Below are 19936 nucleotides of genomic sequence, written 5' to 3'. Positions count from 1 at the left end.
ATCCATGAATCTATTTTCCTGACAATATTCCGAAAGTCTCTTAGCCATGCCTAAAAGGCATGGTTAAAATCAATAAATTAATATTTATTAATAAAGTCGGGGGAGTGAAATTATCCTCAATACTTTTGCGATAAAAATGTTTTTATTTTTCAGCTTGATACAAAATAATAGTAATTTTTTAACATGTTGTTTCATAAGTGAATTTGATTTCTTGTTGCATAAATGCGAGGAGTTATCAAATACCTAATAAATGTGAGGTTGTTCAGATTTTATGTGTTTTCTTATGACAATGCGTTATTATTGTTAAATTTATATAATGATAAAAATTGAATTTTAATTGGCGGTCATTATGGTTATTTGTGATTCCTGTTCTATATTAGTCTGTATTTTTATTTGTTTTTAGATTAATAATCCAAATGATTATTTTTATTTTCCCTCAAAAAAATTTGATAAATTACAATAATATTGTATTTAATGGTGATATTTGACATGGATCTCAATTCTGAATATTTCTTAATTCGAAAGCAATAAATGAGTCGAAATTTTATTTTAGTCTATGTGGGGATATTAATGTTATCCGTAACATATCTACTTATTATTTGTTTGTTGAATTTCAAAAAATATAAAAGCACAAATTGCGCGAACACAAAAAAGTTTATTGTTAATTTACGTTGAGCCGTATTTTTATCATGGCGGTATTGTGAACGGTAACTTTAAAGCAAGGTGTTTATGACCATTACCTTAAAAGATGTCACCAAAGACAATTGGGTGGATATCATCTGTCTTGAAATAACCAAAGAGCAGGAAGACTTTGTGGCTCTTAACTCCGAATCAATCGCAGCCTCAAAATTTTTTGATCATTATATTAATCGAGGGATTTATGTTGATGACGAGCCAGTTGGCTTCGTTCAATATTATTCAAACCATGAAAATGGTTGGCCAGAAGAAGTGTTTATTGATCAATTGATGATCGATATAAAGCATCAACGAAAAGGCTTTGGTTCTCAGGCTATTCCGCTAGTTCTGGAAGAAATTAAAAATTTGGGCAAATATAAGTCCGTATCAATTTGTTATGTTGAAGGCAATGACATGATGAAACCATTCTTTGAGCAGTTTGGTTTTGCAGTTGTAGACCAAGATGAATTCGATGAAACCATTATGCGGTTATTTTTCTGATACTGAAGTGATGAATATCCGCTCCTACTTAAAGTTAGCAGCGGATATTTATAGGGCGATAAATTAACCGTATTTACCTAAAATTGTGCATTTAATCCTAAGCGTAAGGTGCGGCCCGGCGCTGGCATCATACTGCGTGTCAGTGGGTCAATATAATAACGGTCAGTTAAGTTGGTTACTAAGAATTCGACATTGATATTTTTATCAATTTGGTAACTGGCATAGGCATCCGCTGTAAAGGTCGGGGTCCAGTGCATTGGGCTATTATTCGCCATTGAATAACTTCCTGGAAATTGCTGCATTAGTTTCCGTTCATCTTTATTTTGCACACTGCTGGTATAACGTAAGCGTGTTCCCACCTCGAGAGTTTCATCCATAAAACGCATGCCGAGATTGGAGTTAATCGCATATTTAGGCTGTAATTGTGTGCGTAAAAAGCCACCGGGGAAACCTGCGGTAGTGCATTGAGATATATTATAACGGTTAGTTGGGTCCAAATTAGCGGGTGCGGAGTCATCACAAACCTCATTTTTGAGGCGGTAATCAACACCAATATCCATAAATACACCACCATTATCGTAGCGAGCCAAGGCTTCAATCCCTGCGGTTTTATGTTCTTTTACTTGAACAAAATTAAGACGCCCATCGCGGTCAAATGCATTTTCGATGACCGTATGGTAATAGCCTATTTTCACATCAGCGTGGCGCTCAGCACCGAGTAACCCTTGTAAATTACGTGAATAACCAAATTCAAAGGTTTTTGCACGTTCGGGTTTGAATAACATTTTCTCTTTTCGAGCTTCACTTTCCCCGGCAAACCCAATGCTATTTTCGAAAATACTTGGCAAGCGTACCGTTTCGATGTAACGCGCATAAACGCGGTCGTTATCAGACAACCAAATATTGGCACCAAAAGCAGGCGCCCAGCCATGGCTTTTTTGTTTGCCTGAGAATTTCCATTTTTCTTCTTCTGTGAGTTTTCGCTCGATATCATCTGAAGGGTGCGAATAACTTGCGCCATAGACATAAACTTCTTTACCCGTTACTGGGTCGACTGCGCGTGCTTGGGAGTCAAAAGTGCCGTTATGGAAAGGGTTCGTTTTTGTCGTATAGCGTCCGTCTTTATCTGATTTCCATTCCGTGCGGAAATTGACATCTAAAACGCCATTTTCTTCTGGATGTTGAGAGCTCTTTCTCTTGGTGATGAAAACAGTATAATTCGTGTCATCAAGCCCTATCGTTTTGAGTAAGATTTGTTTGTTCCTATAGCCACCATTGAAGGGTTGGTAGCCATTTTCAATAGCCTTATTATATTCATCTTGGGTTAAAATTCGGTTGTAATTGATCTGTTTAGCAAGTCGTTCATCAGGGTTTTGAAAACCTTTGGTTCGATTGCGCATTTGCTCCTTTAAGTAGTCATCCTCCGTCCAACCATCAATATATTTTGCACCCGCATCCAATTCCAACCAACTCGTTGGGCGATAGTTAAAGTTAAAGGCAATACTGGTTTCTTGCCGACGACCTTTACGTGGAAGGGCAATAAACGGGCTAGCAGTTTGCGATGGTGGAACGTCATTTGAGTCTAATTTTTCTTTGAGCATTGAACCGCGAATGGTTAAATCAAGATCGGGGGTGAGCGCCATGGTATTGCGTAAATTAAATCCAATGCGATCATTTTCAGAATTAGTTGCTGCGGTATTAATTAAAGTGCCATCAATGTTAGGATCTTTGCCATCGCCATAGCCATACTCAAAGGCCCAGTCACGCTCTTTAGGCTCTCGAGGGTAGCCGCCGGAGGTATTGGTATCTCCTACAGAGTGTGTCATCCAGATATTTGCATTTAGGTCAATCCATTGGTTATCTTCGGGTTTCCATTTGTATTCGGCATTATAGGCATTGACGGTAAAGTGAGCCAACGGCCATTGTGGCAGCACTTGTTTACCTTCGAGCTCCGCAAATCCTAAACGAGAGGGCATAATTTCGCCATAGGTACTTTCACTCCGGCGAAACCCCAGATGCAATGTTTGGCTCTCAGTGAGATAGAAATTGGTTTTTACTAAATAGGATTCCAGCTCATTGGAAGTGTTAGTGACTTCCTTTCCGGGACGAAATACATTCGCGGCAAAAGGTAAGTAAGGGTCTGGGCCAAGTTGTTGCTGCACTGTTTGTTGTTCATTTAGTTGAACGGATTCCTTATAACGGTGAGCGCCATTTTTCCCTGCAAAATAGTTGCCTTGCCGGCGATAAGCATAGGCGGCCATTAAATCGAATTTTTCTTGTCGAGTTCCAACTGCGATCCTTCCGCCATTATCTTTAAAATTGAAAAATTGCGCACTTCCTCGGGATTTTGGTGTGATGTTGACGACAGGATCGGAGAATACAGAGTTATTATTTTTATAAATCTCTGGGTGATCACGATAATCCTCGCCATAACCAAAACGTGGGATACGTTCCCGTGTAGAATTACTGCTAGTCTCTAATTTCAAGCTAACACCAAATTTTTCATCGGGGGCGACAACATCATCTATCCCTAGGGTTCTGATGGCTATTCCACCACCAACAGAGGTTTTTATATCGCCTGCAAGGGAACCACTTTTTTCAACTTCGATACTGCTTATAAGGTTTGGGTCTATATAGTTGCGGTTATTTGCCCCATTGTAACCCCGGTAAACTGTGAGTGATTGCTCGGTACCATCGACCGTCACAGGGACGCGTTCTTGCCCTTGAATGCCTCGAATATTGGGGTCTAATGCACCACTATTTCGCGCATCTCCGCTATATACACCAATTGCGCTGTTAAGAACATCAGCGGTACTGGTGCCTTTATAACGTTCAACAAGGTCTTTCCCTAAGTAAATTTTAGAGCCTTTTGCATCATATTGGTCATCGTAGCCTTGTTGATCACGCTCTTTGATGGTTTTTGCTGAATCTTGAACAGTAATGGTGCCAATGTGTTCTTCTTTTTCCCCTAAAGCAATCGATGGAATAAAGAGGGCGGTAATAATTGCTGTCGTAATAGGTGTTAATTTGTATTTATGCATAGTGTTTTTCTCTGTGCCATAACGCTTAAAAACGGGTTTCTAACCCAATAGAAATTTCGTGCTGGTGATAGGTGTAAATTCCATCTGCGGAACTGCGATTGTTACGAAAGCGATAACTGGTATAAGGCGTAAATGTGAATAATGAATAAGTGGGAAAATTGAGCCGCGCAAAATACATAGCTTCACGATCATGGCGTTTCACATTCAGGAGGTAATTGAAGGCTTGAAATTGGCTTTCTCGATAGGTGGCTAGCGCTAATAAATGCACATCAGGTGTAAGCACGGTATAGAAGCCGCCTCGGACACCCAACTGGTCATAATCATCGCTACGAACTTCGGTCGTGAGACGGGTTGCATCTGCTCCCAAAAAGATGGAAGTATCGGTGGTAATACCGTAGATACCCGTTAGGTGTAGGCTACTTCGATTGCCATCGGCACTGTCATACGGTTTTTGGTAATGAAGCTGTTGGTGATCCGCGGACATACTGAGGATCATGTTTGGGCTGAATTGATAATCAGCTTCAATTTTGCCACCCATCCCTAAATAACGACGCTTTTCATTGACTGTTTTTAATTCAATTAATGGGCCAGCGGCGACAGTGGTATTCGCATCATTAAAACGGTATAAAGTAGCTAAAGAGGTGGTATTCTCACTAAACTCGGCATGGTGAGGATAGCGGTCGCCATAGGATGTCCCCTTGATTTGCAATGAATGATGGCCAGAGATAGGAATTATTTTACTCAGGCTCGCGTCATAGGTGAGCCCTGACGACGCGATGGGGTTGTCCATTTTTAATGTGCCACCTGGTACTTCCCAAATTTTATTTTTATCAGGGACTTGGTTAATATTGCTGTTGTTTTTATAACCGAAAGAGAGACTACCGCTCCAAGCTGTGCGGTTTTCAATAGCGCGAATAAATTGTTGGATGGTCTGCTTTACACTGGCGGGTAATGCAAGTGTTTCATCGTGAATTAAATTCTGAAATAAAGCCAATGACTCTTTATTTTGATTATCTTCAAAATAGGCTCGAGCGAGTTCTAATTTAATGCGAAGAAACTTTGGGGAAAGAGCCAGTATTTGGTGATAATAAGTAATTGCTTCAGGGTAATGGCCTTGCGCTTTAGCGAGCTCAGCCTTTGCAAATAAAATGAGTAATGGATCTGCATCAGCTAGCTGTTGGTAGCGAGGTAATAAGCGTTGTACATCTTGAAATTGTCGATGGTTGATTGCTAGGTAAATAGCTTGGCCTAGGTCTTGCGCATTATTTTCAAGGGAATAGTTTTCCCCATTCAAATTAATGGATAGACCATCAGGAAGTAGCCATTGATCTTTATTAGGAACGACAGCACTTTTTTCACGATAATTTTGTTTGTCTTTTTGCCATAACAACTGTTCACGGTCTGTATCCAAACTGGTTGAAAATGCAGAGGGCACGACCATTGGAACCATGATAGCAAGGGCTAATAAAAGATATTGCATAGGGTTAGCTTCGGTAATAAAGGGCGGTGACCAGCAACGCGTGATGCTTTGTTGCGGCCACCGAGATTGATCTACGGGTTACTGGGAAATATTCCCACGGCTTCCCCCAAAGGCCATATCTTTACTGTGGTCGCTAAATTCAGTTACCCCAGCAATATGTTTAGCTTGGTCGCCAAAAAAGTGCCCGCGGGTTTCACCTAATGCGCCATTAAGTGTCGCATCTCCTGCGAAGGTCGCATTATTTTTAATGGTGGCATCAATATTCGTTGCACCAATATTCCCTGCTAAAGATTTAGTACCAAAGTTAGCTGTCAGGGTACCTGCGGCCATTGCACCTCCGTTATATTGGCTTATTCCTTTAACAGAGTATTCCGCAGTGCCCGCTGTTGGCATATTGGTGGTGATGTCTTTACCTGAGTAGTAAGCCGTGTGTGTGGCGTCATTAACTTGCCCTGTCGATGACCATTCACCGAAGTACACCTCAGCATCCGCGACTTTGGCAAAGTTAAATACGCCCATTTTGTTATGTGAACCAGGGCCATTAGGCATGGAAATCACATGCGCTTCATTTCCCTGTTTTTTTGGCGCCATTTTTGTTAGTCCTGAGAATGAAATGATTTTTCCACCATATACAGTTTGCACTCCAATACCGGGATCACCGATAGCGCCGGCATGGCCACCACCAGTGCCTTCTGTTTTACCAACGCGTATGGAAGGTTCATTTGGATTGAAAGATTGGCTTTGGTCAAAACCGACTTCAGCAGAAGCGGCAAAAGTGACCCCACTGGTGGCGAATGCTAGGGCGATAATAGTTAACTTTTTCATCGAAATACTCCATTTTTATTAAAGATATTAACGATACTATTGATTAGGAAATTATTATTTCGCATATATATGGCGGTAGGTATTAAATCAAATAATAATATAAATGCAAATGATAATTCTTCGCATTAACATTAAAAGTATTATGGGTATCAATAAGATAGTGGTGTTTTGTTTTTTGTTACTTGTTGATATTACGATTTATTTTTGTAATTAATTTGTTAGTTTATCAATTTTTATGATAAGTGTTTTTTTACGAAAAAGTTAAACTAGTCACATTTTAATGAGTTTGATTAAATGAATTACATAAAAAACATTAACGTTAGTGTTGTTTGCTTTTCCATCGTTGATGATAGCTATTAGCGGCTTGAATAGATTTAAATAATAAATGCAAATAATGCGCATTATCATTTATATTGTGGTAATTTTAGATTTTTACATTACAAATAGATTGATGTATCACTCAAAAAAAAGGGAGAAAAAAATGGCACCATGGTTAATTTTTGGCGCGGGTGGAAAAGGAGTTGGTCATCAGATTGCTCAGTTAGCAATAGCAGAGAAACGCCCAGTCATCGCAGTTGTACGTAATAGGCAATCCGCATTAGGTTTAGAGGCTTTAGGGGGACAAGTGTTAATTGGCGATGCTTGTGATAGTGAGGTGGTTAAGGCAGCTTGTCATACCGCAGGAACAACTGCTACGGTTATTTCAACCATGGGAGGTACGCAAGATTATTTAGCTCACCGCACGGTGATTGATTGTGCCGAGCAAGCAGGTATATCTCGTATGGTGCTAGTCACGTCACTAGGTTGTGGAGATTCATGGCCTTATTTGTCTGCTCGGTCTCGAGCTGCATTTGGTCAGGCTGTGAGAGAAAAATCCCTTGCAGAGTCATGGCTACAAACTAGTTCGTTAGATTATGTGATTGTTCGCCCTGGTGGGTTATTACATGGTGAGCCAACGGGAAAAGCAGTTCTTCAACAAGAGGTTGAAGTCCATGGTTTAGTGATGCGTGCTGATGTTGCTTCACATGTTTACCAATTGGCTAAGCAAGAAGAATTGAAAAAACAAATTTATAGCGTGGTACAACCCGGCCTGACACCCGCTTAATAAAACCAAAGATTTTTTTAGCATAGTGATAATGACATCATAACTATCCTCAATTATCTGTTTATTGCTTTAGACTCGCATAATTTTGAACAAGTTATTCAAGTTTTAGGGGAACAGACAGAAAAGCATAAGGAGACAATCATGAATATTGCGCAACGATTGCAAGATAAAGGGCGACAAGAAGGATTTCAAAAAGGCCAAGAAGAGGCAAATATAACAATGGTACGGAATCTTTTGGAGCAAGGAGTTAGTATTGAGATAATTATGAAAAGCACTGGGCTGAGCCGTGAAAAACTTATTTCTTTACAGTAACTCAGGTGTTATGGCTGAAAGTTAAAAGGGATATTATTTATCAATATCCCTTTATTTAATAATAGTTGAATAATATAAAAATTATTTAAACGGCATCTATTCGGTTTGCTTATCCCATTGAACTAGCGCTAACGACAACTGACTCAAAGCAGCATAAAAACCAAACTCATCATATCGTTGACAATTTTGGCTAAATACTGGTAGCCATTGCAGTAAAAGTGACAAGGTTTTTAGGCGCAATTGCCTCACTTTTTCTTGGTCCAAATGGGCTTCATTTAATGAAAAATGTAAGTGACTTAATAGCTCCAAAAAAATTGAAATATGGTCAGAAGGTTCGTTAAATGCCTCACTGGTTTCCATTCCTGACTCAACTAATAGGTACTTAATCTGTTCATTGCCATGCTCACTATTTGGATAAACAGAGGCGTAAGGCAAAGCAGATTGCTTATCTGACATTAAGAATAAGCTGCAAAAGTCGGCTGCCAACTCGAGCGTTGCATCCGTTCGCATTACCAGCGATTGGATTTTAGTTTTAACCTCTTGAATAGACGAAGCTAAAGTTGGTTCTTGTTCGATAGTCGTAAACCAATCCATCATTTCGCTAGATTGAAGTTGCGCTATCGTTGCACTATCTAATTCACGTGAGAATAATTGTGCTAACCATGCATAAACACAGGCTATTTGTTCTGACGACAAAGTGATTTGTTTTGTCATTTATTCACCTGTGATGCAGGAACATATTCACATTGAGCCACCATTTCAATAGGCCCATCGAATGCACTAACGTTATCCACTTGCCCTGTGTATTTTTCTATCTCCACGATCGTCGTATGTGCGCTAGTGGCTTGAGCGAGTTGAGAGGTTCCTATATCCAGTGTCAATACGTTTGGATTGCCGTATTTACACAGAGCATTGATTTCTCCACCCTTAGTCGGGTCATACCAAGCTCCTTCATGAATACGAGCAACGCCTTCTGTGTATAAATCAGAGACAACAGCGCCTGCTAGGACTTGCCCTCGGTCGTTGAAAACACGAACGATATCACCATTTTGTATACCTCTGGCTTTTGCATCTTTAGGGCTAATAAAGATAGGCTCTTTGCCGCTAACGGAATAATATTGGCGTAACACAGGCGATTCACACAATTGTGAGTGCAAGCGAAAATCGGGGTGAGCAGATTGCAAATGTAATGGCCATTTTTTTGAACCAGGGCCACCGTGGGAGCGTTCCGCTTTTTCGAACCACATTGGGTGACCTTGGCAATCATCATATTGCATGTCGGCAATGGTTTTTGAATAAATCTCAATTAAACCACTCGGTGTTCCTAAAGGTTCTAAGTCGGGATCTTCCCTAAACGCTTGATGACGAACAAACATTTGTGGATGTTCAAATTCCACATAGCCTTCTTTTTCCCAGAACGTATCGAAGGAGGGTAAATGAATACCACGGCCTTTTCCTTGCTGGCTGCCTTCTTGCCAAATGCGTTTTAGCCAGCCCATTTCGTCTAAACCTTCAGTAAAGGCCTCTTCACGGCCAAAACGACGACATAGATCGCGTAAAATGTCGAAGTCATTACGTGACTCAAACTGCGGTTCAACAAGTTGTTTCATCGCAATAATGCCACGATTTGAGTGGTTACCGTATTGGTCAAGGTCATTACGTTCAAATTGTGTGGTTGCGGGTAACACGATATCAGCAAAGCGGCAGGTGGATGTCCATTGATTATCAATAGAAACAACTGTTTCGAGCTTGCGCCAACCTTCAATAATACGGTTAATTTGTTGGTGGCGGTGGAATGGGTTGGTTCCGGCAAATACACACATTTTTAGTGGTGGCAATTTAACCGCTTTACCATTCCAGTTGATTGTTTTTCCGGGCTCTAAAATCGCATCAATAAAACGAGCAATAGGAATTGTGCTGCTGTAGCCTTTGTAATCATTGCTATCATGAATAGGTGGCACTTTGGTTGAGCCGGAAAAACCACTTAAAATAATCCCCTGACGGCTTGGTGTACCCGCGCCATTATAATGCCAGCCGAAGCCAAATCCCCCACCTGGTAAGCCAATTTGGCCTAACATGGCAGCTAAAACGACAATCATCCATGACCATTGTTCACCATGTTGCATACGTTGAACGCACCAACCTGCAATAATTTGGGTTCTATCTGCTGCCATTTGGCGGGCTAAAGCTCGGATTGTGTCGGCATCAATGCCGCAAATTTCAGCTGCCCATTGTGCATCTTTGGGTTGTCCATCCGTTTTTCCCATTAAGTAGGGAACAAATTGGTCGAAACCGACACAGTATTCTTTTAAGAAGGTTTTATCATGCAAGCCTTCACTGTAAAGCGTGTGGGCGATGGCTAATTGCAGTGGGACATCCGCTTGGGGGTTAATAGCGATATGTTGAACATTTGCACGTCCAAGGTAATCATGCGTTGAGGTGATTATAGGGTCAATACTGATGACGTTTATCTCGCCATTAGCCGCTTTCTCTTTGAGTTGTTCATAATATTCATAAACGTCATGATCAGGACACCACCAGTTAGCTTGTTGGTTTTTAATCAGGTCAGAGCCCCATAATACGATGGTTTTACTATTTTTGAGGACTAGCGGCCAAGAGGTTTGTTGTTCATAAACCTCCATCGACCCAACGACTCGAGGTAAAATGACTTGTGCAGCCCCCGTTGAGTAGTCTCCGCCAGTACTAACACTATTGCCATGCAGGGCAATGGCGCGGGCTAACATTCCTGAAGCATTGTGGAGCATTCCGGTTGATTGCCAACCATTTGCAGTGAGCAGCCCACTTGGCCCATAAGTTGTTTGAATGCGTTCTAGTTCTTGATAGAACAAATCAAGGGCTTCATCCCAAGAAACACGTACGAAACGGTTATCACCCCGTTGAGAAGTATCACTTAAATGGCGTTTACGTAGCCAATCAACACGAACCATTGGATAACGGATACGCGCGGTGCCATGTACATGGTCAGGCAATCCTGCAATCATTTTTGATGGGAATTTATCTTGTTCAAAAGGTTTTGCTTCGATAAAACGGCCATCAACTACAGTGGCGCGAATTGCACCCCAGTGTGACCCAGTCAGAATGCCTTCTTGTACTACCGCAGTTTGTTCGCCAACTGTCGCAGCGCCAGCCTTACGCGGTGTTAATAGGGAAGGGCCTAACATACCTGCCACAGTGAGTCCGCCAAGCTGGAACAAAAAGCGTCGACGAGAAGCTTGAAAAGTTGGATTATTTTTCATTCTGTACTCCGTTATCACCGTGTGAAGATCCTGCGGTATCAGATGCATTCATTTGTAAGTATTTCAGTAAGGTACGCTCTTCTCGCTTATCTAAACTGGTAAAGCCAATCATACCGTTCAATGTGCCTATCCAACCGTTAGCATCAAAGTGGGCGATATCTGGCGCACCATGGCATTGATTACATGAACCGTTATATAAAGAATCTGCATAAGCCCATATTGGCTTGATATCATTGACCATATCGCCTTGTTGCATCCATGCGGTTGCTTGCAGTTTGCTCCATGACGTATCTGTTGCAGCGACAACGGTGCTTTCTAAATTTTTCACATTTTCTTGAACATCACCGCGTATCGAAGCTACGAAAATTCGCTTACCGGGAAATTCAGATAGAACGCGTTGGCGGCCATCAGTTTCTGTCCACCCAGTGATTTCAACTTGTAGCCAATCGCCATCACGTTTTAGGACTTTCACCTCTGAGGCAGGAAGTAACGAGCCAGCAGGGTCTTTATCCCCTTTATTTGCATAAATAGGTTTAATATCAAGTGAATACAGAATGTCAGCATCACTATTTGCTTTCGCTCTTAACTCATCAAATTGTTTGCGAAAGCCACTACTCATATCCGGTAATTGGTGGGCAATTCCTTTGTGGCAGTCAATGCAGGATTGATTCTCTTTCGCAGCGATTTGCATCTGGCGAGCCGCTTCTGGATTTTGCTTGGCGTGATCCATCGAGTCATAATCATGACAAGAGCGGCAAGTGGCCGAATTGTTCTCTTTCATGCGAGCCCACTCGCGTTCCGCAAGTTCGGCACGTTTGACTTCAAATTTTTCTGGGGTATCTATCGAATGCGCAATAAATGTTTGATAAATATCATTGCTTGCTTCGAGTTTCCGTTTAATCATGCCTGGAAGGTCGGAGGGAATGTGGCAGTCATGGCATTCTGCGCGTACGCCAGATGCATTTTGGAAATGTACCGATTGTTTATATTCTTCGTAAACGGGTTCCATGCTATGGCAACTGACACAAAACTCAGTGGTGCTAGTCACTTTCATCCCAACATGGGGGACAACGATTAACGCAACACCCACTGCAATCCCGACAACGATTAACGTTAGCATTGACCAACGAGCACTTGGTTTTCGTAACGCTCTCCAGAGTTTCCGCATAATAGCCCCTGTAATTATATGGTTTAATACAGGCGATCTTATTGAGTTAATATGAATAGCGGTACTAGCCAGGATGAACAGCTTACGGCAAGATATGCGTAAATATGAACAGATATGAACAGAAGAGAGTGTATCAATGACATCACATCATATTGTGGTTGTTGAAGACGAACCCGTTACTCAGGCTCGCTTACAGGCTTACTTTGAGCAAGAAGGATATCGTGTTTCTGTGACGGGGAACGGTGCGGGTCTACGCGAAATTATGGATCAGCAAGCCGTTGATTTGATTCTGTTAGATATTAATTTACCGGATGAAAACGGATTAATGTTAACAAGAGCAATACGTGAGCGTTTCACTGTAGGGATTATTTTAGTCACTGGCCGCTGTGATCAAATAGACCGTATTGTGGGACTAGAAATGGGGGCTGATGATTATGTGACTAAACCCTTGGAATTGAGGGAGTTAGTCGTTCGCGTTAAAAATTTACTTTGGCGTATTGACCTTGCTAAGCCATCGCAAACCCAAGCTACTTCTCAAGATAACTGTTATCAGTTTGCTGGCTATTGCCTAAATGTCTCAATGCATACACTCCAATTTGAAAATCAGGCTATCAAACTCACACGGGCGGAATATGAAATGCTAGTGGCTTTTGTGACGAACCCGCAAGAGATCTTAACCCGAGAGCGCCTTTTACGTATGTTATCTGCCCGACGCGTTGACCACCCAGATTTACGCACCGTGGATGTACTTATTCGCCGTTTACGCCATAAAATCAATGCGGATTTATTAGTAACTCAGCATGGTGAAGGTTATTTTTTAGCTGCGGATGTATATTGATATACGGGCCTAAAGCCTCCAGGAGATAATGAATTGCGTAAGTGTTCACTATCAGCATTTTGTTGAGTAAGCACCAAAATCGGCGGGCTGATATTGTTTGGCACCGGCTGCTTTTGTAGTACTTTGATGGCTTGTTCAATCACTAACTCACCTTGCCAAACCATTTGGTCGCTGGCGGCCATAATTATTCGGCCTCTTTTTAAGCCGCGGTAGACCTGATGAGAAAGGTAAAAAGAAACAATATTTAGTGGCTTCGTTAAGTTACGACCTTCACCCATTGCGGCTTCGGCGGCAATCGCTGTGCCAACGACGACATTAATATCAGGGTTACGCTCTAACATTCCATGCAACAAATTGCGTTGAACCTCAAGGTCGTTATCCCCTTGTGCGACGCCCACAATTTGTACTTGGCTACCTGCAATAGCTTCTCGGAATCCTTGTTCCATTTCATGGCTGCCACCGGCATTCAATGGCCCGGGCATGAGTAAAACTTTCAATGGCTTACCCTGACTCCACTGCACTAAATAGCGCCCCGGCTGATAGCCCATCTGGAACCAAGGTACACCAACACGAGTTTTTATTGTGTTATCGTGGGTGGCATTGATGACTTCAATGACAGGCGTATTTCCCACTAATTGGCTAAGGTTTGGGAAGGTTGTGGTGCTACTCCCCAGTAAAATAGCATCGGCTCCCCATTGTTGGCATTGCGTAATTTGCTTTTGTTGGGTTGCTAGTTGGTTATAACCACCGGCTTCTAGTACGTTTAGGTCAACGCCATAGTGTTTTGCCGCTTTTTGCATACCATAATTAATTGATAGCCAATAAGAATCTTTTAAACTAGGGTAAAGCGCGCACAACTTCCAGGTTTTTGTGGCGGTTACGGGATCATGTGCTTGGTGATTAAAATGTAGGTTATCGCGCCACTGAATAAGTGAATTATTCTGTGCCATTGCTAGGCTCAACAACGAGTGAAATATGAACAGAAGTAAAATCAATACACGCATGATAGCCTCACAAACCAGAAACCGTTATCCTAAATGCTTTCTTGCTGTTAACTCAACCATTTTAATTTTTAGGCTAACCAAACCGTGAATTTATCACTAACTAGACGATTGTGGATGGGCTTTGCGCTGATGGCCGCATTGACCTTTATCAGCACCCTTGTGGGGTGGTACAACTTACGTTTTGTTAGCCAAGTTGAACAGGCCAATACCGAGGCTCTGATCCCAACCATGAATATGGCAAGGCAACTGAGCGAAGCAAGTGCTTGGGAATTATTTTCTGCGCAAAATCTCACGAATGCGGATAGTGAAAGTATTTGGTTAGCCCAAGGGCGGATGTTAACAGCACAAAGCCTGAAAATCACGAATATACTGAAAACACTACGAGAACAAGGTTTCAATACACAAGATATTGAACAGCAAGAAAAAGAAATTGCTCAATCATTAAGGCAACAGGGAGAGTTAGTCGGGCAGCGGTTAAAGCTGCGCGCAGAGCAACAACAATTAAGGCAGCATATAATTGCAGCGGCAGGTGATATCGCCCAAATGGCACATGGTCAGGCAAACAATGCCGCCACTTCAGCGGGAGCAACTCAGGTCAGTATTTATGACCTTATTGAAAGAAAGCAAGGGGAACAAGCCCAACAAGCCCTTGATCAACTAATTGATATTGACCTTGAATATGCCAGCCAAATGAATGAGCTTCGATTAAGTGCTATGCGTGTACAGCAAATGGTACTTAATTTAGGTTCAAACCAGCCCCATCGTAATATGGCTGAATTAGAAAAACAGTTGAGTTCTGCCGTTAAAATCTTACAACGTCGGCAAAAGTATATTGAAGATCCCACAGTACGGGGCCAAGTCGAGAACGTATTGAATAACGTTAAGCGCTATACCGAGTTAATTGCGTTGTATCGGCAAGATAACGACATCACAACGCGCTTACAGATTTTATCGCAAAATAATATTGACCAATTTGCCCGTTTCAGTAGTGAAGTAGCGCAATTAGTTGACACTATTGAACTTCGTAATAAAACCGCATTGGGGCAACTTAAGCAAGCCAGTGAGCGGGGGCAGAATTGGTTGTTAGCGTTGAGTATTGTCTCTCTACTCTCATTGGTTTTGATCCTTTGGAGAGTGGTTTATCGTTTAGTGACAAAACCGTTGGCACAGCAAACCCAAGCCCTTCAACGCTTATTAGAGGGTGATATTGACTCTGCATTTCCTGAAACCGCAGGGGTGAAAGAGCTTGATACGATTGGCCGTTTAATGGATGCATTTCGGGAAAGTGTTCATGCCTTAAATCATCAGCGTGAACAGCTAGCAGACGAAGTCAAAGCGAGGACGGCAGAACTGCGCGTGATGGTTGTTGAGCACCGTAAAGCTCGTTCTGAAGCAGAACAAGCCAATCAGGCCAAATCGGCATTTTTGGCGGCAATGAGCCATGAAATCCGTACTCCACTTTATGGGATTTTGGGTACCGCACAGTTATTGTTAGAAAATAAAACACTGAGTGAGTATCACGATGATTTATATGCAATTACTGACTCTGGGGAATCCTTGTTAGCGATTTTGAATGACATTTTGGATTACTCTTCCATTGAAGCAGGAGGACAGAATGTTTCTATCAATGATGAGCCTTTTGAACCCAAGCCGCTATTAGAAAGCACTCTGTATTTAATGAATGCAAGTAATAAAAACCCTGCTATTCAGTTAGTTGCAGATATTGCGGATGATTTACCGATTGCTTTACAAGGGGACCCGCTACGGATCCGACAAATTATCACGAATTTACTGAGTAATGCATTGCGCTTTACTCAGCAGGGGCAAATTACGTTACGCAGTTGCCGTTATGGCAAATATTGGTTTATTGAAGTGGAAGACACAGGGTGCGGCATTGATAGCTCACGATTTACGGATATTTTTAAGCCATTTGTACAAGTGGATAGCCAGCGGGGCGGAACAGGGCTTGGGCTGACAATTAGTGCCAGTTTAGCGCAAGCGATGGGCGGTGAATTAACGGTGAGCAGCCAATTAGGAAGCGGGAGCTGTTTTCGTTTAACACTGCCGTTATGTATCGCCTCGCATCCCGTAAGTAAATCGATTGATCTGCCATTAGACATGTTGGGCGTGCATTTATTACTCATAGAAGACAACCCATTGACTCAGAAAATTAGTGGGGAAATGTTAACCCGCAGCGGGGCACAGGTCACTATTGTTGGCTCTGCAGCTGAGGCGCTAGCAGCCCTACAAACTGGGCAACAATTTACCGCGGCATTGGTGGATTTTGGTTTACCAGATATTGACGGTATCACCTTGGCTAAACAAATAGCGAGAACTTACCCTACATTGATTTTGATTGGTTTTAGTGCCCACGTCATTGATGAAACACTTCGCCAACGTACCAGCCAAGTTTTTCGCGGTATTATTCAAAAACCGGTACCAAGAGATATGTTAAACCAATTAATCGTTAAATATATTTCAGGCGGCGAATATACATTGCCTGATCCTAGCATTCAGGAGAAATTTATAGATTTACAACAGCTTATTAGTGATGCCGAGCTAATGGGACTTCCGAAAATTCGCGAATGGGTGAGTATTTTTAAACAGCATTCCTTGCCTTTGGTCGACCAAATTGACATTGCACGAGCAGAAAATAACACAGAACAAGTCAAGCGTCTTGCTCACCAGTTAAAAAGCAGTTGTGCCAGTTTAGGAATGCAAACGGCAATGCAAACCTGCGCCTTATTAGAGCAGCAGCCAATGGCTGATATTCAACTGAAAAATGATATACAGCAAAGCTTACAGGCTATTGAGCAATGGTTGAATGAAACACATTGATTCTTTAACTAGCCCGTAAGGTTAATGAAGATATATGTTCAAGACAAAAGCTTAGCGAGCAACCCGTAGGCCACCGTCAACACCGTGTGGGCTCCAAAGTATTTGCCATAACTGAATGTCTCTAGCTCTAAATGCACCTGCACAAGCATTTAGATAATAGGAAAACATGCGTTTGAAGCGAGGTGTATAGTTAAATTCGAGTTCAGGCCAAGCAGCTTGAAAACGGGAGTACCATGCCATCAGTGTATGGTCATAATCAGCACCAAAATTATGCCAGTCTTCCATCACCAGTTTACCTTCACTGGTTTCACCAATGTTTTGTATAGAAGGTAGGCAGCCGTTTGGGAAAATATACTTATTGATCCATGGGTCGACATTCACTTTGCTTTGGTTAGAACCAATGGTGTGAAGTAAAAATAAACCATGAGTTTTCAAATTGCGTTGGATAACATCAAAGTAAGCCGCATAGTTTTTCGGGCCGACATGTTCAAACATGCCGACAGAGACAATACGGTCAAATTGGTCGTTGAGATTCCGATAATCTTCTAATTTAATATCGACATCTAAGCCTACACAACGCGCTTGAGCATATTTTTGTTGCTCCGCGGAGATAGTGACACCCGTGACAGAAACACCAAAGTTTTTTGCCGCATAGGCGGCAAGCCCTCCCCAACCACATCCGACATCAAGTAATCGCATCCCTGGTTTTAATTGCAGTTTTTCGCAGATTAAATTTAATTTTTGTTCTTGTGCGAGATGAAGGTTTTCAGGAACCGTTTCTAAACCTTTCCAGTAGCCACAAGAATATTGCATATAAGGGTCGAGCATTAGGGAAAATAAGTCATTTCCGAGGTCATAATGTTCTTCTCCAACAATACGAGCGCGTTTTAAAGTTTGTAGGTTGCGAACACGTGCGACAGCAATTTTCAATGTATCACTGAAATTATGCGGTATTTTTTTATCGAGCTTATGGCGTAATACATATTGGAAAAATATATCTAAGCGCTCGCAATCCCACCAACCATCCATATAGCTTTCACCTAATCCTATTGAGCCTTGTTGTAGCACGCGTTTAAAGAATTGGGGATTGTGAACTTGAATATCGAAAGGACGAGAGCCATTAATTTTAATGTCAGCTTCACTTAATAGCTCAGCAGCTATGCGTTGCCAAGGGTCGACAGTGTTTTTTGGGTTAACTATGTGCTCAGTACTCATCTGATCTCCATTTTTTTTCAAAGTGGGATTCAGAGAGCTTTATTTGTGACGTATTCGCGGTACAGCAAAACAGGAATATTGACCACCACTGCATGACAGTCAGTGTATTAGCGTTATTGTTGCTATAAATAAAGCTCAAATCCAGTTTCAGATAACTCTATAAAAAATATAAAACTTTCACATTGAATTTCAATGGAAATTGCACTTAATACTTAGAAATGGCACTTATGACCAAAAAGAGTGTGCCTATAAGACGTTTATTTGTTCACCAAAGCTTTTTTATCAGCAATAATTCTAGTATATAGAAATGGAATTTGTGTGAAAAATACCTGATTTATTGCTGTTTATCTGATTAAGATTGTTTTTTGACTGATTCTATTGGCGTAAATGATGTGGCGTAGGAGAATTGGCTCACCGATGGTTATAGAAAACCGTTTTGGAATAAAAAATTAATGGTTAGATTTTTAGAGTATATCCATAATGGATTGTTTCCGTTTGCTCTAAATGAATTTGGGTTGCCCAGCGGTTTGAGTGGTACCCGAGTGAATAGTGGCTCAACGAAGGGAGCGGTTACTAAACCGGCTTCATCGTCTAAGCTGTTTGGCAATATTTCGCCTTCAGGTTGTGGATGAATAGCTTGAATTTTTTGATTATCGATATCAATACGTCACAGGCCATCACACTCAGGTAAGCGGATATTATGGATATGTTTGATAGTTTGATTAAGCACGGTTATCTCCGAATCAGTAGTATGGCGGTGATTTAAGAATGGGGTGAGGGTAGTGTCACTTTTTTCAGTAATTCAATACATTCTTGAGCACCACGTTTAAGCACGTGCCCTTTCAAACATACCGCATGGATAGGCAGCTTAAAGCCATTTGGGGTATTTTTAAACTCAAGGGGCTTTAGTGAGCCATCATTCAATTTATCTTTAATCAGTGACAAAGGAAAATTTCCCCATCCCATGCCACTCTCGACTAAACCTAATGCTAAAGAGAAGCTATCCGTTTTCCAATAATTACTGGAAACTAGAATGCGTATATCACTCAACTCACGTTGACGACTCGCAATAATTATTTGCCGGCTTTCAACGAGGTCTTCAATATACAGTGAGGCTTTATTTTGCAGTGAAGGGTGTTTAGCGGAAATTGTCGCAATAATTGATTCTTCACCAATGTAGTGAAATTGCTCTTGAGAATTAACATATAAACCGCCAAATACAATGGCGAGATGAATTTGTTGTTCATGTAATAACGGTAAAAGATCATCTTGAGGGGCGGTAATCAGTTCAATATGCAGTAAAGGGTAACGTTGGCTTAAAATATGTAGAGCATCAAAGAGTAAATTGGCATTAATACCAGCCGCAATACCAATGGTCAGTGTGCTTTCAACACCTTGAGATAATTCCAGAGAAAAAGTATTAAGTTGAGATAAATTGGCAATAATATGCCGTGCATAGGGCGCTAATGAAAGTGCTTTTTCTGTAGGTTTTGGTTCCCGCGTATGTCTATCAAATAGTTCGAATCCAAGTTCAGCCTCTAAATTCGCTACTGCCATACTAACCGCTGATGGCACACGTTTTAAGGCCCTAGCCGCTGCGGAAAATGAGCCTTTATCTAATACAGTAAGAAAAACGGTTAAGTTATCACTATTAAATGGCATTGTTGACCTTTCAAT

The 19936-nt window shown here is 41.6% G+C and carries 14 protein-coding genes; 5 read left to right on the top strand and 9 right to left on the bottom strand.

Going from position 1 to position 19936, the window contains the following annotated elements:
- The first annotated feature begins 729 nt into the window (after positions 1 to 729).
- Positions 730 to 1176 (top strand): GNAT family N-acetyltransferase, encoded by a 447-nt coding sequence (locus tag M1E86_RS14240; protein ID WP_213914142.1) that lies wholly within the window; start codon positions 730 to 732, stop codon positions 1174 to 1176.
- 77 nt (positions 1177 to 1253) lie between these two features.
- Here M1E86_RS14240 and M1E86_RS14235 read toward each other — a convergent pair whose 3' ends face one another.
- The 3 genes from M1E86_RS14235 to M1E86_RS14225 form a co-directional block, all read right to left on the bottom strand.
- Complete coding sequence (locus tag M1E86_RS14235) at positions 1254 to 4217, bottom strand: TonB-dependent receptor domain-containing protein (protein WP_213914143.1); 2964 nt, start codon at positions 4215 to 4217, stop codon at positions 1254 to 1256.
- A 25-nt stretch (positions 4218 to 4242) separates the two neighbouring features.
- On the bottom strand, positions 4243 to 5697 hold the full coding sequence (locus M1E86_RS14230) for a surface lipoprotein assembly modifier (RefSeq protein WP_213914144.1): 1455 nt from the start codon (positions 5695 to 5697) through the stop codon (positions 4243 to 4245).
- A gap of 78 nt (positions 5698 to 5775) precedes the next feature.
- Positions 5776 to 6522 carry a Slam-dependent surface lipoprotein gene (locus M1E86_RS14225; RefSeq protein WP_125891520.1) on the bottom strand — a complete coding sequence of 249 codons (747 nt, stop codon included), beginning with the start codon at positions 6520 to 6522 and terminating at the stop codon, positions 5776 to 5778.
- A gap of 481 nt (positions 6523 to 7003) precedes the next feature.
- Between M1E86_RS14225 and M1E86_RS14220 the strand changes: the two genes are divergently transcribed.
- Together M1E86_RS14220 and M1E86_RS14215 are read left to right on the top strand one after the other, a co-directional pair.
- Positions 7004 to 7627, top strand: a complete 624-nt coding sequence (locus tag M1E86_RS14220; protein WP_213914145.1) for an SDR family oxidoreductase — start codon at positions 7004 to 7006, stop codon at positions 7625 to 7627.
- A 141-nt stretch (positions 7628 to 7768) separates the two neighbouring features.
- On the top strand, positions 7769 to 7939 hold the full coding sequence (locus M1E86_RS14215; RefSeq protein ID WP_248466837.1) for a hypothetical protein: 171 nt from the start codon (positions 7769 to 7771) through the stop codon (positions 7937 to 7939).
- A gap of 96 nt (positions 7940 to 8035) precedes the next feature.
- Here the strand turns inward: M1E86_RS14215 and torD are convergent, their stop codons facing one another.
- Genes torD through torC form a run of 3 tightly spaced genes read right to left on the bottom strand, consistent with a single transcriptional unit; the run spans position 8036 to position 12364 of the window.
- Entirely contained in the window at positions 8036 to 8653 is a 618-nt protein-coding gene (gene torD, locus M1E86_RS14210; protein ID WP_213914146.1) for a molecular chaperone TorD, read from the bottom strand.
- Positions 8650 to 11196: a trimethylamine-N-oxide reductase TorA gene (torA, locus tag M1E86_RS14205; RefSeq protein WP_213914147.1), complete on the bottom strand. Its 2547-nt coding sequence runs from the start codon at positions 11194 to 11196 to the stop codon at positions 8650 to 8652. Before torA ends, torD begins: the two co-directional genes overlap by 4 nt.
- Complete coding sequence (torC, locus tag M1E86_RS14200) at positions 11186 to 12364, bottom strand: pentaheme c-type cytochrome TorC (RefSeq protein ID WP_213914148.1); 1179 nt, start codon at positions 12362 to 12364, stop codon at positions 11186 to 11188. Before torC ends, torA begins: the two co-directional genes overlap by 11 nt.
- Before the next feature lie 136 nt (positions 12365 to 12500).
- Here torC and torR point away from each other — a divergent pair, with 136 nt between their 5' ends.
- A complete protein-coding gene (torR, locus tag M1E86_RS14195) occupies positions 12501 to 13202 on the top strand; it encodes a two-component system response regulator TorR (RefSeq protein WP_213914149.1) in 702 nt (233 codons plus the stop codon).
- Here the strand turns inward: torR and torT are convergent.
- Positions 13175 to 14197: a TMAO reductase system periplasmic protein TorT gene (torT, locus tag M1E86_RS14190; RefSeq protein WP_426099473.1), complete on the bottom strand. Its 1023-nt coding sequence runs from the start codon at positions 14195 to 14197 to the stop codon at positions 13175 to 13177. The genes torR and torT overlap by 28 nt on opposite strands.
- Positions 14198 to 14290: 93 nt before the next feature.
- On the opposite strand from torT, the gene torS reads away from it, so the two are divergent.
- Complete coding sequence (gene torS, locus M1E86_RS14185) at positions 14291 to 17044, top strand: TMAO reductase system sensor histidine kinase/response regulator TorS (protein ID WP_213914151.1); 2754 nt, start codon at positions 14291 to 14293, stop codon at positions 17042 to 17044.
- Between the two features lie 51 nt (positions 17045 to 17095).
- Here the strand turns inward: torS and cfa are convergent, their stop codons facing one another.
- Entirely contained in the window at positions 17096 to 18259 is a 1164-nt protein-coding gene (cfa, locus tag M1E86_RS14180; protein WP_213914152.1) for a cyclopropane fatty acyl phospholipid synthase, read from the bottom strand.
- 762 nt (positions 18260 to 19021) lie between these two features.
- Positions 19022 to 19921: a LysR family transcriptional regulator gene (locus M1E86_RS14175; RefSeq protein WP_213914153.1), complete on the bottom strand. Its 900-nt coding sequence runs from the start codon at positions 19919 to 19921 to the stop codon at positions 19022 to 19024.
- Between the last annotated feature and the right edge of the window lie 15 nt (positions 19922 to 19936).

The sequence above is a fragment of the Providencia sp. PROV200 genome (assembly GCF_049901995.1).
Classification (GTDB): Bacteria; Pseudomonadota; Gammaproteobacteria; order Enterobacterales; family Enterobacteriaceae; genus Providencia; species Providencia rettgeri_E.
This window is presented reverse-complemented; position numbering and strand designations above follow the sequence as displayed.

Bases quoted from the DNA above. Each gene is read 5' to 3' on its own strand.
- M1E86_RS14240 (WP_213914142.1), top strand. From the start codon at position 730: ATGACCATTACCTTAAAAGATGTCACCAAAGACAATTGGGTGGATATC.
- torR (WP_213914149.1), top strand. From the start codon at position 12,501: ATGACATCACATCATATTGTGGTTGTTGAAGACGAACCCGTTACTCAG.
- torA (WP_213914147.1), bottom strand. From the start codon at position 11,196: ATGAAAAATAATCCAACTTTTCAAGCTTCTCGTCGACGCTTTTTGTTC.
- M1E86_RS14220 (WP_213914145.1), top strand. From the start codon at position 7,004: ATGGCACCATGGTTAATTTTTGGCGCGGGTGGAAAAGGAGTTGGTCAT.
- M1E86_RS14215 (WP_248466837.1), top strand. From the start codon at position 7,769: ATGAATATTGCGCAACGATTGCAAGATAAAGGGCGACAAGAAGGATTT.
- M1E86_RS14230 (WP_213914144.1), bottom strand. From the start codon at position 5,697: ATGCAATATCTTTTATTAGCCCTTGCTATCATGGTTCCAATGGTCGTG.
- M1E86_RS14175 (WP_213914153.1), bottom strand. From the start codon at position 19,921: ATGCCATTTAATAGTGATAACTTAACCGTTTTTCTTACTGTATTAGAT.
- torC (WP_213914148.1), bottom strand. From the start codon at position 12,364: ATGCGGAAACTCTGGAGAGCGTTACGAAAACCAAGTGCTCGTTGGTCA.
- M1E86_RS14225 (WP_125891520.1), bottom strand. From the start codon at position 6,522: ATGAAAAAGTTAACTATTATCGCCCTAGCATTCGCCACCAGTGGGGTC.
- torD (WP_213914146.1), bottom strand. From the start codon at position 8,653: ATGACAAAACAAATCACTTTGTCGTCAGAACAAATAGCCTGTGTTTAT.
- cfa (WP_213914152.1), bottom strand. From the start codon at position 18,259: ATGAGTACTGAGCACATAGTTAACCCAAAAAACACTGTCGACCCTTGG.
- M1E86_RS14235 (WP_213914143.1), bottom strand. From the start codon at position 4,217: ATGCATAAATACAAATTAACACCTATTACGACAGCAATTATTACCGCC.